Raw genomic sequence first — 12,830 nt, forward strand, 5'->3', positions numbered from 1 at the left:
AACAGTATCAGGCATCGAACGTTTATGCGCCACCTGTCCGTCTGTTCTGAGTATTTGGTTTTCTTGTTACTTGGCTTTGCTTCATTGTGCTAGTATTGCCAGAATCGGAGCCAAATTTATTCGTTGATTTTCCTTGTTTTTTATTTGCAAGCATTTGCTTCATGGCATCTTGCAAACTTATCTTTTTTTTCTCAGCATTTTTTGTATCTTGCGATTTATTTTCTGAATTAGACATATTTGCGGTTCTCCTTTTGCTTTGAATAATGATGTTTTTTCAAGAACAATCACCATTATAATATACCAAAACGAATTAAACAATAGAATGATTATGGCATAGGCAATTTGAAGTGATATTTGCTAATAAAAGGAATGCCTTGGACAATTCATCTTAATAAAATAAGGCTACCTGAGATGTTCAGGTAGCAGCTATGAAAAGGAGGAATGCATAGGAATAGCATATGGCTACTAACGAATAAAGACATCTATGAAATAATAATTTTACGATAAAAGTTGGCGAGTTTACTGGTATAAACTGAGTTCATTCTGAAAAACTTACTTATTGATAAGAATTTTAATTTCGAAGGGGAGGAATGGATATGGAATGGACGTTCTATATAAAAATGCAACTGCGTGTAGAGGATCGATTGAGTATCGAAAGCATCAATCAATCTATTGCGACCTTGGGAGAAAAACAATTTCAAGATAAAATAAAGAAAAATATCGAAATGCAACTAAATAGTGAATTTGGATCCGACGATCCAGAAGAATATGTGAAATTTGAGGTTGTTGAGAATTGAAGGGTGTTCGTATTCGTATAAATAGGGGAATACAAAAGTTTGATGATGCAAAGTAAATAGAATATGAATTTTTCATTGGATTTTCAAATTTTGATGAAAAAGATTGACACTTTTAGGGGATTTCCATACAATAGTAGATAATTAAAGTTATATATAAAAAATTATTTTGAGAGTGCATCTAGGGTTCCGACTACTTGACAGGATCAGGTCCGAGCGATGCAGGCTAACAGCTACACTTCTAGGAAAAAAGCCTGGAGGACGAGTCTCAATGATATGAGCTATGTCCTTCAGTTTTTTTGTTCTTATCTAACGAAAGGGGGAGTATACCATGAATCCTTTTAAAACCTATAGGGGACTGCCGAAAAGCATATATATCTTGTTTTTCGCCCAAGTGATCAACCGGTTTGGAGATTTCGTTTTACCGTTTCTAACGCTATACTTAACAAAAAAATTGGGGTATTCCTACGGAACCGCTGGTATTATTGCCATGATCAGTTCTTTGTTGGCCATTCCGGGATCATTGGTGGGAGGAAAGCTTGCTGATCAAATCGGCAGGAGAAAGACCTACCTGATGGCCCAGACATTGGCAGGGATCTTCCTCGTACCTTGTGCTTTTGTTCAGAAACCAGGAATCATCGTTATCCTATTATTTTTGTCAACCTTTTGTAATGCGGCTGTAAGACCATCCATTAGTGCTATTGTTGCTGATCTCTTACCTCCGGAAGAAAGACAATTGGGATATTCACTGATTTACCAGGGCATAAATATAGGCGTGTCTTTAGGCCCTATTGTAGCTGGATTTTTATTTAATAATTATTTATCTCTCCTTTTTATAGGAGATGCATTAACATCTTTTATTGCTGTGGGACTTGTTTTTATGAATATAAAGGAGACGAATCCCATACATAAGGAAGAGGCACATAGCATCCCAGAAGAGAGCGAAGAAGCTGGCAATATTTTGACGGTTCTTTGGAAAAGGCCTCAGATTCTTGCATTTTTAGTGATCGATATTGGCTATACCTTTGCTTATACCCAGCACAGATTCTCACTGCCATTAATGTTGGATGATATCTTTCAGAATAAAGGGGCAGAAGCCTTCGGTTATTTAATGAGTATCAATGCATTTACCGTAATTGTGATGACGGTGTTTATTATTAGTATCACCAAGAGGCTTAAACCTCTGGTCAATATCATCATAGCAGGTGTGCTATATGCCATAGGGTTTGGAATGATCGGCATGATCAAATCTTTTACACTATTTTCAATTTCTACCATTCTTTGGACCGTTGGAGAAATTCTAGTGGTAACGAATCATGGCGTCTATATGGCCAATAACAGTCCGAAAAATTTCCGTGGTAGATTCAATTCTATCGGGGCATTAAGCTGGGCTTCAGGAAGTGCCCTGGGAACGTCTCTGATGGGTAGATATATGGGAATCATGGGAGTCAGAGCTGTTTGGCCCCTGACTGCAGCCGTAGCTGGGACAGCATCGATACTGATGCTTATGCTGCATATCTATTCATTAAACCGTTCAGAGCGATTGAATGGCACTAGTGAATGAAGATGAAGGTCGAGCCAAATAAAAAGAAAAGGCTGCTGGCTATATAGCCAGCAGCCTTTTCTTATCTCAAAATATTATCAAACTGGGAAAATTCAAGTCTTATGCTCTAGGCAACAATATTCTAAAAGATGTACCGAGACCAGGTTTGCTATTAACAATGATTTTCCCCTTATGGGAATGGATGATTTTATAGCAATAGTTAAGTCCTACTCCCCAATTTTTGATGCTTGACTTTGTACTATAGAAGGGAATAAACAACCTGTCTATCTGCTCGGAATTCATTCCGCAACCAGAATCGGATATGGTGATGATGGACCATTTTTTTTGGATGAACAGCTGTATAGATAAATTTTTATCAGTATATTGCATTGCTTCTACTGCGTTTTTGATAATATTACATAAAACTTCAGTCATTTGATTAGGATCTATTAGTGTCAATACGGCCTCTGGAGGTTCCTGAATATCTATCTTTATTGCTGAGAGATTATGTTTTTTGAGGGCGCTTTTAAGTACTAGTTTTAAGTCAAAAGGTTGTATATAAAGAGACAGTGTTTTGAATTTATCATTAAGATAATTGAGACTCTCCATAAATTCATGGTTCAAAGTTAAAATTCTATTAATGTATTCCAGGGATTCAGGATCATCCTCATACTTTTCCTTTAAAAATTCAGCATCGAGGATGGTTGCCATGATATAGTTTTTAAAGTTGTGGGAGATCATCCTAGTGCCTAGACCTGCGGTATCAAATCCTTTCACGATAAGGCGACTGGTTTGTTTCATAATCAGATGATCATTATTGTATTTAAATAATGCTGCAAGCAGCGTGATACAAGAAATAAAAGAGATATAGGGAAAAATAAAAAGAATTTTACCTTCCCAAAAAAGGGAGACCGGTAAAACGTGAGTATAGCCTGTAAAGACCGATACACTGATAAGCCTCTTTGGAGCCCACCAGAATACTGTTGCAAAGGTTATGATGTTCGTGGAAAATCCTACAAGAATGGTCAAAATGTAGGTGTTAAAGTACTTCATTGCAGGCGTTTTAATATAGTAATAGATAATAATTACGATTGAGACGATAAGATAAATATAGTTAATAGCAAGTGTAATATTATATATTTTGGGCTCCAAATTCAGCAAAACTTGAAAATCCGGTGAACTAAGGCTTTTACCCATAAAATACCAGTTATAAAAAGCTGAGTACGTATAGGGATTATATATAATAAATTCTAGTACAGGTAAAATTGCAAGGGCTAGATAGAGCTTATAACCGTACCTGTTTAAATTAGTCAGAGAAATTGAAAAGCATAAACATGCATAGATGAAGCATAACGTTCCAAAACTCATTTGAGATATTGCTGAGATTACATCCATTTGTAAAAAGTCAAGATTACCCCAAAGGATAAGCGTCGGACTGAATACTTTGGCGAACATGAAAAGATATAATTCTCTTTTTTGAAGATAAAGCAGATAAGATGTAAAGCCTAGAATGGAAGCCACCCAACCTAATATCATTAAGAAAAGAAAATACCTTGTGGTCCCCTTTTCTTTCACCATAATAAAGATTCCAAATACGATTATGGAAACGATTGCATACATCATAGGCTTACCTGCCCGGACTTTGTTTGTTTAATCATTTCTATAATATTGGTTTCTGTTAGCATTTGGATCAGTTCTTTAGAGGATTCTTTGTTAAACTTTCCAAGGATATTGTTTATATGGGTTTTCGTTGTAGAAAATGCGATGTGCCTCGTTTGGGAAATCTGCTCTCGAGAATACCCTTCGCTTAGTAAGATTAAAATATCTACCTCAACGGGGGTTAATTTTGATAGAATACACAATGTCATGAGTACACTATCCTTATAATTACGCATTTTCTGAAATTCTTTTCGAAGTCGTTCTGCTATTTCAGGTCGAATGGGGGATTGATTATTATACGCAGCATAGACAGCATCTAAAACATCTTTCGTTTTCGCATTTTTCTTGATAATATAGTCTGCTACACCAGTTTGATAGGCTTTAAAGATGATCTCATCATCATCAATAACTGAAGAAATGATGATTTTTGTATCGGGCAGCATTTTGATGATTTCTTTCGAAGCTTCAATGCCGGATATGTCATTTTCCATTCTTACATCCATGATGATAACATGGGGCTTTTGCAGTGCTGTGAGAACGATTGCCTCGTATCCATTCTTGGCCAATCCAATAAGCTCGATATTTTTGTCGCTAGACAAAGCATTTTTGAATCTTACTCGAAAGGACTCCATATCATCAACTACAAGAACTTTAATTTTAGTATTCGTATCTGCCAAAATAATCACTCCAAAGTAAATTTTTTTTAGATTACTTAAAGTTTCAATTACAGATTTTACTTCGTTCTGCAACAATTGGTAGATATATTTGGCCTCAATATTGTTATGAGTATGAATGTCTGATCATTTATAATGTAACGACCCAAAAGAAATAGATCCATTATGAAACCATATAAAGAAAATTTCTGCTCGTAATATAACATTACTTTACCATAGTTAAAACTGCTTGTCGACTAATATAAATACGTCCTATAACAAAGACTGATTCTCTCTTAAGGAAAGACGATAAACGGAGGGTGGAGAAAATATAATCGATATATGATTAGAATGATTCACTGAGCACTGATCTCAACAAGCTTGAGGATTGTATGACAATAAAATAACCATAACAACATGTGAAATTTGCTAGGAGGGCATTACATAGGGGGTGTATAAAAAATACGCCTTACGAAACGAGAACCCTATCATTATAATTTAAATAAGACAGGTTGCACCAAAAAATGGGGAGGTTATAAAATGAGAAAACTAGCACTGATTGTATGTATTCTAATTATGGCAAGCACACTCTTGACAGGCTGTGGAACGACACCAAAAGAAGCACCTAAAACAAAATCGACAGATGCTGAAGTAGAAACTGTCATCCTAAAAGCTGCAACAAACAATCCTAAAACAAGCGGACATTACAAAGGTCTTGAAATCTTCAAGAAGCTGGTTGAAGAAAGAACAAATGGTGTAGTACAAGTTGAGCTCTACAGTGATGCAGTTCTTGGTGATGAGGAGCAGATGGCAGAAGGCATGAAGATGGGCACTGTGGATGCAATGATGGCTGCATCAGCAAAATATGCCAACTTCGTTCCTGAAATGGATTTATACAGCCCTCCATATACATTCAAGAGTTGGGAACATATGCAAGCTGTTGTAAAAAGCGATGTAAATGAGAAAATAGCGAATGCAGTTAAAGAAAGACGTGGAGACATATATCTTGGCGTTTTCACAGATGGCGTGCGTAATGTATTTACAAGAAAGCCTGTAAATTCACTGGATGAACTTAAGGGACTAAAATTAAGAACAATGACTGGACCTAATGAGACGAATTCATGGAAGGCATTAGGTACAAACCCAACACCTTTGGCTTATACAGAGCTTTACGCTGCATTAGAGAGTGGTGTTGTTGACGGTGCTGAAAACTCAATGGCAGCAATCCTAAACATGAAATTCTACGAGAGCTGTAAGTATGTTTATAAGACGCAACACAATTACTTGACATTACCTTTCTTTATCAGTGCGAAGGCAATAGAAAAGATTCCGGCTGATTTAAGGGAAATCGTTATCCAGGCTGGCATGGATACCTGTAAAGAACAAATTGACTGGGCCATAGAGAACGACAAAAAGGCGGAGGAAATATTAGTAACGCAACATGGTATTACGATCGTTGAAATGAGTAAGGAAGATAAGGAAAAAGCTTTAGAGCTTTGTAATAATGTACAGAACGAAAATGCAGCAAGAATAAAAATGGAAGCTGATCTAGAGAAAATAAGAGAAATAGGGAAAAATTATTAATCGTTTTACATGGGCAAATCAAAAAAGTGTTTAACATCCGGGAATCTTGAAGTAAATAACAAAAGATTCCCGGAAGTCTTATAAGGGGGTTTGTTGAATGAAGGAAAGGGCTACGAGGGTCGTTGATAAGATTGTGAAGATGCTTGAGTTTCTTACCGGCTTCTGTGCATCTATCATGTTGATCTCCATCATGTGGCAGGTATTTACTCGGTTTATTGTAAAAACACCATCCATCTGGACTGAGGAAATTGCAAGATACTCCTTTATCTATATGGCAATGTTTGGAGCGGCTGTGGGTGTAAAAAAGGGTTCCCATTTTGGTATGACCTTGTTCACGGATAGATTGAAGGGGAGGGCAAGGGATTTATACATGAGATATGTAGTAAACCTCACTATCGTCATATGTTCCATTATTATTGTTTTTTATGGTTGGGATTTTGCTATCCAATTTGGAATGACAAGGGTATCGCCTACATTTTTAGTGCCAATGACCTGGGTGTTTATATCCATACCCTTAACAGGCGTTTTTATGTTAGTGTTTGCTTTATATAACATTATATTTGAAGATTATTCAAAAGAAGTAAGCCTTGAAGAAGAACTAAGAAATCAAGAAATAGAACTCAATATATAAATAAAATGCTGAAATATATCGCTGGAGGTGTATTATGGTAACGTCATTTTTATTATGGCTGTTTTTAAGCTTTGTTATATTAGTTGGCATGGGCATACCGCTTGCTTATTCATTGTTTCTTTCATCAGCATTGGCAATGGCCGCAGCCAGCGATCTTCCTTCGGTCCTCATCATGCAGCAGATGCAGAAGGGGATAGATTCATTCCCTATATTGGCGATCCCCATATTCTTCATCGCTGGAGACCTGATGAACAGAGGGCAGGTTTCCGATTATCTCATACGCCTCTGCCTTGTTTTTGTCGGTTGGATAAGGGGTGCCCTCGCTTATTTTACTATCATTGTATCCATGATATTTGCTGGTACAACCGGTAGCTCAGCTGCTGAATCGGCAGCAGTAGGCTCGGTATTCATTCCAAATCTTACGAAAAGAGGGTACGATAGAGGATTCTCAGTTGCCCTTGTGGCATGCGCTTCCGTTATCGGGATTATCATTCCTCCTAGCACCTTCATGATCATATACGGTTCATTCGGCAATGTTTCTGTTGTGGCGCTGTTCGTAGCGGGCATTCTTCCAGGGGTGCTGATAGGCTTGAGCCTTATGGCCATATCCGCCTATTATGCTAAAAAATACAACTACCCTAAAGAGATGGACCGAATTGCCAAGCCAAAAGAGATGTTCGATGCTGTCAAGAAAGGTATTTGGCCTGTAGGCGTACCAGTGCTGCTTATCGGTGGTATGGTAGGAGGTATATTCACGCCAACAGAAGCTTCCATGGTGACCGTTATCTATACGCTGGCAATTATATTTTTAGTATATAAGACTTTGAAGTTAAGAGACATTCCAGGCATCATCACCCATAATGCCCTGGGTTCAGCGATACCCCTTTTCTGCCTTGCCTGTGCAGGTATATATGGATATCTGCTGGCTTACTACAAGGTTCCGGATTATGTAGGAGATGCTGTTGCATCCGTTACAACCAATCCCAATGCCATCATGACGTTCATTATCGTTTCTTTTCTAATCATAGGAACATTTATGGACGGTACGCCTGCCATTATCGTGATGCTGCCGATCACACAAAAGCTCGGGCAGATTGCAGGTTTTCATCCCGTGCATCTTGGACTGGTTGTTTGCCTCACAATAGCCCTTGGCCTTCTGACCCCACCTTATGGTCTTTGTACACTGATCAGTTGTGCCATTGGAAAGGTCAAATTGACAGATGCAATAAAACCTCTGACGCCGATGTTTGCTTCGATGTTGCTTGTTATTTTAGTACTGGCATATTTCCCTGATGTGGCCTTATTCCTCCCAAGGCTTCTAGTTCCAAATATGGTACCATAATACGCAGCATGTTTTCGTTAAGAATCAGTTGATCTTAAGGAGGGAGTTTATGATTAGAGTGGGTATTCTATCCTTTTCTGATGGAAGAGAAAGGGTTCATGGCAGCCTCAAAGGATATATTGAGGAATGTGCAGATCGAATTGAAAAATGCCTTAAAGATACGAAAGAGGTTGAAACTTTCAAAGCTTTACACATCGTGTGCAATAATGAATTAGCCCGTACACAATCCATAGAGGTTGCATCAAAGAATCCTGATGTGGTCATATTGAATGTTCCTGTTTTTGCCTTTCCAAACTTCTCAGCTATTGCAGTGAGTCTGCAAAAGGTCCCATGCTTGGCAATAGCTCCTGTAAACGGGAAAATGCCAGGTCTAGGAGGTCTTCAGGCGGCTGTAAACATGGCCAGACAGGTAGGCCTGCGGTGTGAAAAGGTTTGGGGGAATATAGAGGACCCGAAAACCATCACAAAAGTTCTAAGTTTTTTAAGGGCTGCACATGCTGCTACACGGCTTAGCGGTCAAATCTACGGAGTTTTTGGCGGGCGAAGCATTGGTATGGGGTCGGGCTCAGTAAATCCGGATATCTGGATGAAGGTGTTTGGGGTAGACACTGAGCATATCGACCAACTGGAGATCATACGGAGAGCCGAAAATATACAACCAGAAAAAGTTGAGCATGCCTTTCACTGGCTGCAAAAAAATATGGGTGGCATTCAATATGATAAAGATAAGCTTACAAATGAATCTCTCAAGTGGCAGATAAGATGCTATTATGCAACCAAAGAAATCATTGAGGATCGAAAATTAAATTTTGTTGGTGTAAAGTGCCATTATGAGCTAAGTGAATATCACGTAACACAATGCCTTTCGGCTTCCTTCTTCAATGACCCATACGATTGGGAAGGGCCAAAGGAGCCTGTCGTGTATTCCTGCGAAGCCGATTCTGATGGGGCATTAACCATGCAAATCATGAAGCTCATTTCCAATAAGCCCGTTTTGTTCTTTGATTTTAGGCACTATGATGAAAAAGACAAGGTCTTTGCTTTCTGCAACTGTGGGGCAATGGCCACCTGGTATTCGGAAAGAAGCGAAAATGCCCTGGTGAACCTAAAATCAACCGCATTATGCCCGATTATACCTAAATATGGGGGCAGGGGATGTCATGTGCGCTATATAGCCAAAGAGGGTGAAATGACCTTTGGCAGACTGACAAGATGTTTGGATAAATATAAATTTACCATGTTCCGGGGCAATTTTAAGAACATGTCTATTGAAAAGCTTGATGAAACGTGTAATGTATGGCCCCATGGGTTTGTCGAAGTTTCAGTCGATTCAGAGGTACTAATCGACCGATATGAGAACAATCATATCCATGGCGTTGCAGGGAATTATATCGACGAACTGAAGAAGTTCTGTGAGATAAAGGGCATTGCATACGATATTGTTGAATAAAAGCAGGAGAAATAGACTTCACAATTTAGGAGGGTTGAAAATGAACAAAAGTACGATTTGGATCGGGAATGATCATGGAGGCTATGAGCTGAAACAGCACATTATAGAATTCTTAAAAAAGAAGGAAATTCCATACAACGATATTGGTACCGATTCCACTGAAATCGTCCGTTATCCGTATTTTGCAGCGAAGGTGGCAGGCGCAGTTTCAAGAGGCGAAGCAGAGAGAGGTATACTGATCTGTTCAACAGGAATTGGGATGAGTATCATCGCAAACAAATTCAAGGGTGTTCGCGCATCTCTATGCACCAGTACATTTGCCGGTAAGATGACGAGAGCCCATAACAACTCAAATCTGCTAGTACTCGGTGGTAAAGTAACTGGGACATTGGAGGCGTTGGACATACTCGAAGCATGGCTTACAACAGAATATGAAGGGGGAAGGCATGGGATTTCACTAGGACTAATCAGTGAGGCTGAAGACACATTATGTAATGGAGATACGTGGGAACCTACGGGACCGATGCGTTAGAAAAAGGAGGCAATGTAATGAAATTAGCAGTGGCAATTGCAGGTGAAAATGCGTTACCTTCGGCATTTGTCGTATGGCGAGGATTTCGTGAATCCATGCGGAAAGCTTCTGAATTCGGATATCATGGTGTTGAGCTTGCATTAAAGACAGCAGATGATGTTAATCCCCATGAACTTCACACATGGTTGAGTCAGTACAATTTGGAAGTGAGTTGTATCAGTACAGGACAGGTTTTTGCTGCATTAGGATTGTACTTTACACATCCAGATAGGGTTGTGAGAGAGCGAGCGATAGAGGTATTTAATGGTCTTATTTATCTGGCAAAAGACTTTGGAAAAATTATAAACGTAGGACGAACAAGGGGATTTATCGCAGAAGGACAGACATACGAACAGGCGGAGAAACTTTTTCTCGATACGGCTGAGCGTATTTGTGAAACTGCAGAAAAAAACGGTGTAACCATCATTTTAGAACCAGTTAATCGATACGAGATTAATTTTATTAATAGTTTGGATGAAGGGGCGGAACTGGCATCAAAATTGAAGCATAAGAATATTGGGCTTATGCCGGATGTGTTTCATATGAACATTGAAGATGATCGGATAGGTGCAAGCTTAGTACGTAATGCTTCCATGATAAAATACATCCATTTTGCAGACTCCAATCGACTTGCCCCTGGGCAAGGGCATCTGGACTTTGATGATGTCTTCAATGGACTGAGGGATGCTGGGTTTGACGGTTGGGCCTCCATTGAAATATTGGCCAAACCGGATCCAGATACGGCAGCAAGGCAGGCTGCAGAATTTATTCTCCCAAGGATCGAAGCATATAACAGAAATAGAATTGCCAATAAATAAATTTGAAAGGGGAAGCGATATGTCAACATTTGAAAAACTACAACAGGAAGCACAAGAGCTCCGTGTTACCATCATCAACATGATACATAAAGCTGGCAGCGGGCATTCTGGCGGAAGCCTCTCAAGTGCTGAAATATTAACCGTTTTATATGAAAAGGTAATGAATATTCGGCCAAATGAGCCCCAATGGGAAGACAGGGACCGTTTTGTTCTTAGCAAAGGGCACGGTGCACCGGCTTTATATGCCATCCTAGCTAAGAAAGGATATTTTGAGGCAGAAGATCTTCATACGTTAAGACAGATAGAAAGTTGTCTGCAAGGTCATCCTTGTATGTTTAAGCTTCCAGGAATAGAAATGTCCACAGGATCCTTAGGGATGGGAATATCTGTTGGCGTTGGTATGGCTTTGGCACTTAAACTGCAAGGAAAGAGCTGCAAGACATTCGTCCTCTGTGGAGACGGAGAACTACAAGAAGGACAGAACTGGGAAGCAATGATGACCATATCAAAATGGAAACTGGATAATTTAGTAGTTATCATCGACAGAAATCATGTCCAGCTGGATGGCTCCGTAGATGAGGTATTGCCTATGGGAGATCTGCGAGCAAAGCTTGAATCTTTCGGACTTCATACATTAACCTGCAATGGACATAATGTCCAAGCTTTGACGGAGGCTTTTGATACAGCCCTTGGCATAAATGGCCCTGTTGCAATCATAGCAGAAACAGTGAAGGGTAAGGGTGTCTCATTTATGGAAGGACAGTCTGCTTGGCATGGTAAACCAATAAGCAAAGAGGACTATGAGCAAGCCATAAAGGAATTAAAGGGGGTGCTGGCATGATTACACCAAAACCAATGAGACTAGTGTTTGGAGAGATGCTTTGCGAGCTGGGCGAATTGTTTCCCCAGTTGGTTGTTCTGGACTGTGACGTATCCAGCAGCACGCAAACCAAGCTATATGGACAAAAATACCCGGATAGATTTTTTAATTTCGGGATTGCAGAAGCCAATATGGTTAGTGCAGCTGCGGGTATGGCGACCTGTGGTTTGATACCTGTGACATCCACGTTTGCATTTTTATTAACATTGAGGGCAGGAGATCCTGTCAGAAGTCTTGTTGCATATAACAATTTAAATGTAAAGCTGGCAGGAGGATATTCAGGTCTTTCAGATTTCGCAGATGGCGCCAGCCACCAATCGGTGCTGGATATGTCCATTATGCGTGCTATGCCGAATATGACAGTCCTTGTTCCTTCGGATATTGAAACGACCCGTGGCGCAGTAAGAGCAATGATTGAACACGACGGACCAGTCTACTTGAGACTCTCCCGTGACAATGTAGGTTCATTTCACGGTGGAAGTGAGACGTTTGAAATAGGAAAGGCAAAAGTGCTCCGTGATGGTAATGATGTTACATTGGCAGTGTGCGGAACTTTGCTTCCATTTGTTTTAGCGGCTGCCGACGCGTTAAGCAAAGCAGGAATCAGTGCTGCTGTAGTAGAGTTTCCTACAATAAAGCCATTCGACAGTGAAACACTGGTCACCTATGCGAAGAAGACAGGTGCCGTAGTGAGTGTGGAAGAGCACACAATTATTGGAGGCCTTGGAGGAGCGATCGCAGAATGCCTTTCAGAGAAATGCCCTACCAAACTTGAACGAGTGGGATTAAAGGATACTTTCGGTGAGAGTGGAGCCTACAGTGCATTGCTTGATAAGTATGGGCTTACAACACCGCATATCCTGAAAGCTGTAGAAAGAATTTTAGAAACAAGATAAAGTGGGGAG

At 39.7% G+C, this 12,830-nt stretch carries 13 protein-coding genes; 10 read left to right on the forward strand and 3 right to left on the reverse strand.

Going from position 1 to position 12,830, the window contains the following annotated elements:
* Nucleotides 1–22: 22 nt before the first annotated feature.
* Entirely contained in the window at nt 23–235 is a 213-nt protein-coding gene (locus HNQ80_RS16525; protein WP_184311781.1) for a hypothetical protein, read from the reverse strand.
* A 361-nt stretch (nt 236–596) separates the two neighbouring features.
* On the opposite strand from HNQ80_RS16525, the gene HNQ80_RS16530 reads away from it, so the two are divergent.
* The gene (locus HNQ80_RS16530) at nt 597–797 is read left to right on the forward strand and encodes a hypothetical protein (protein ID WP_184311782.1); all 201 of its coding nucleotides are present in this window, start codon (nt 597–599) and stop codon (nt 795–797) included.
* 328 nt (nt 798–1,125) lie between these two features.
* Nucleotides 1,126–2,358, forward strand: a complete 1,233-nt coding sequence (locus HNQ80_RS16535; protein WP_184311783.1) for an MDR family MFS transporter — start codon at nt 1,126–1,128, stop codon at nt 2,356–2,358.
* Nucleotides 2,359–2,457: 99 nt separating this feature from the next.
* Here the strand turns inward: HNQ80_RS16535 and HNQ80_RS16540 are convergent, their stop codons facing one another.
* On the reverse strand, nt 2,458–3,960 hold the full coding sequence (locus tag HNQ80_RS16540; RefSeq protein WP_184311784.1) for a sensor histidine kinase: 1,503 nt from the start codon (nt 3,958–3,960) through the stop codon (nt 2,458–2,460).
* The gene (locus HNQ80_RS16545; RefSeq protein WP_184311785.1) at nt 3,957–4,673 is read right to left on the reverse strand and encodes a response regulator transcription factor; all 717 of its coding nucleotides are present in this window, start codon (nt 4,671–4,673) and stop codon (nt 3,957–3,959) included. The genes HNQ80_RS16540 and HNQ80_RS16545 overlap by 4 nt, the downstream gene beginning before the upstream one ends.
* Before the next feature lie 516 nt (nt 4,674–5,189).
* On the opposite strand from HNQ80_RS16545, the gene HNQ80_RS16550 reads away from it, so the two are divergent.
* The 8 genes from HNQ80_RS16550 to HNQ80_RS16585 all read left to right on the forward strand — a co-directional run bounded on the left by HNQ80_RS16550 (nt 5,190) and on the right by HNQ80_RS16585 (nt 12,821).
* The gene (locus HNQ80_RS16550; RefSeq protein WP_184311786.1) at nt 5,190–6,233 is read left to right on the forward strand and encodes a TRAP transporter substrate-binding protein; all 1,044 of its coding nucleotides are present in this window, start codon (nt 5,190–5,192) and stop codon (nt 6,231–6,233) included.
* Between the two features lie 97 nt (nt 6,234–6,330).
* Nucleotides 6,331–6,864: a TRAP transporter small permease gene (locus HNQ80_RS16555; RefSeq protein ID WP_184311787.1), complete on the forward strand. Its 534-nt coding sequence runs from the start codon at nt 6,331–6,333 to the stop codon at nt 6,862–6,864.
* A 34-nt stretch (nt 6,865–6,898) separates the two neighbouring features.
* Complete coding sequence (locus HNQ80_RS16560) at nt 6,899–8,206, forward strand: TRAP transporter large permease (RefSeq protein ID WP_184311788.1); 1,308 nt, start codon at nt 6,899–6,901, stop codon at nt 8,204–8,206.
* A 49-nt stretch (nt 8,207–8,255) separates the two neighbouring features.
* Nucleotides 8,256–9,656 carry an L-fucose/L-arabinose isomerase family protein gene (locus HNQ80_RS16565; protein WP_184311789.1) on the forward strand — a complete coding sequence of 467 codons (1,401 nt, stop codon included), beginning with the start codon at nt 8,256–8,258 and terminating at the stop codon, nt 9,654–9,656.
* Nucleotides 9,657–9,696: 40 nt separating this feature from the next.
* Nucleotides 9,697–10,188 carry a ribose 5-phosphate isomerase B gene (rpiB, locus tag HNQ80_RS16570; protein WP_184311790.1) on the forward strand — a complete coding sequence of 164 codons (492 nt, stop codon included), beginning with the start codon at nt 9,697–9,699 and terminating at the stop codon, nt 10,186–10,188.
* 17 nt (nt 10,189–10,205) lie between these two features.
* A complete protein-coding gene (locus HNQ80_RS16575; protein ID WP_184311791.1) occupies nt 10,206–11,045 on the forward strand; it encodes a sugar phosphate isomerase/epimerase family protein in 840 nt (279 codons plus the stop codon).
* 19 nt (nt 11,046–11,064) lie between these two features.
* A complete protein-coding gene (locus HNQ80_RS16580) occupies nt 11,065–11,886 on the forward strand; it encodes a transketolase (protein WP_184311792.1) in 822 nt (273 codons plus the stop codon).
* Nucleotides 11,883–12,821, forward strand: coding sequence for a transketolase family protein (locus tag HNQ80_RS16585; protein WP_184311793.1), 939 nt, complete (start codon nt 11,883–11,885; stop codon nt 12,819–12,821). Before HNQ80_RS16580 ends, HNQ80_RS16585 begins: the two co-directional genes overlap by 4 nt.
* Nucleotides 12,822–12,830 lie beyond the last annotated feature (9 nt).

Origin of the sequence: Anaerosolibacter carboniphilus, from assembly GCF_014205875.1 — a bacterium.
Classification (GTDB): Bacteria; Bacillota; Clostridia; order Peptostreptococcales; family Thermotaleaceae; genus Anaerosolibacter; species Anaerosolibacter carboniphilus.

Coding starts and splice junctions, on each gene's coding strand:
- rpiB (WP_184311790.1), top strand. CDS start 9,697: ATGAACAAAAGTACGATTTGGATCGGGAATGATCATGGAGGCTATGAG.
- HNQ80_RS16585 (WP_184311793.1), top strand. CDS start 11,883: ATGATTACACCAAAACCAATGAGACTAGTGTTTGGAGAGATGCTTTGC.
- HNQ80_RS16530 (WP_184311782.1), top strand. CDS start 597: ATGGAATGGACGTTCTATATAAAAATGCAACTGCGTGTAGAGGATCGA.
- HNQ80_RS16550 (WP_184311786.1), top strand. CDS start 5,190: ATGAGAAAACTAGCACTGATTGTATGTATTCTAATTATGGCAAGCACA.
- HNQ80_RS16555 (WP_184311787.1), top strand. CDS start 6,331: ATGAAGGAAAGGGCTACGAGGGTCGTTGATAAGATTGTGAAGATGCTT.
- HNQ80_RS16560 (WP_184311788.1), top strand. CDS start 6,899: ATGGTAACGTCATTTTTATTATGGCTGTTTTTAAGCTTTGTTATATTA.
- HNQ80_RS16535 (WP_184311783.1), top strand. CDS start 1,126: ATGAATCCTTTTAAAACCTATAGGGGACTGCCGAAAAGCATATATATC.
- HNQ80_RS16525 (WP_184311781.1), bottom strand. CDS start 235: ATGTCTAATTCAGAAAATAAATCGCAAGATACAAAAAATGCTGAGAAA.
- HNQ80_RS16565 (WP_184311789.1), top strand. CDS start 8,256: ATGATTAGAGTGGGTATTCTATCCTTTTCTGATGGAAGAGAAAGGGTT.
- HNQ80_RS16580 (WP_184311792.1), top strand. CDS start 11,065: ATGTCAACATTTGAAAAACTACAACAGGAAGCACAAGAGCTCCGTGTT.
- HNQ80_RS16575 (WP_184311791.1), top strand. CDS start 10,206: ATGAAATTAGCAGTGGCAATTGCAGGTGAAAATGCGTTACCTTCGGCA.
- HNQ80_RS16540 (WP_184311784.1), bottom strand. CDS start 3,960: ATGATGTATGCAATCGTTTCCATAATCGTATTTGGAATCTTTATTATG.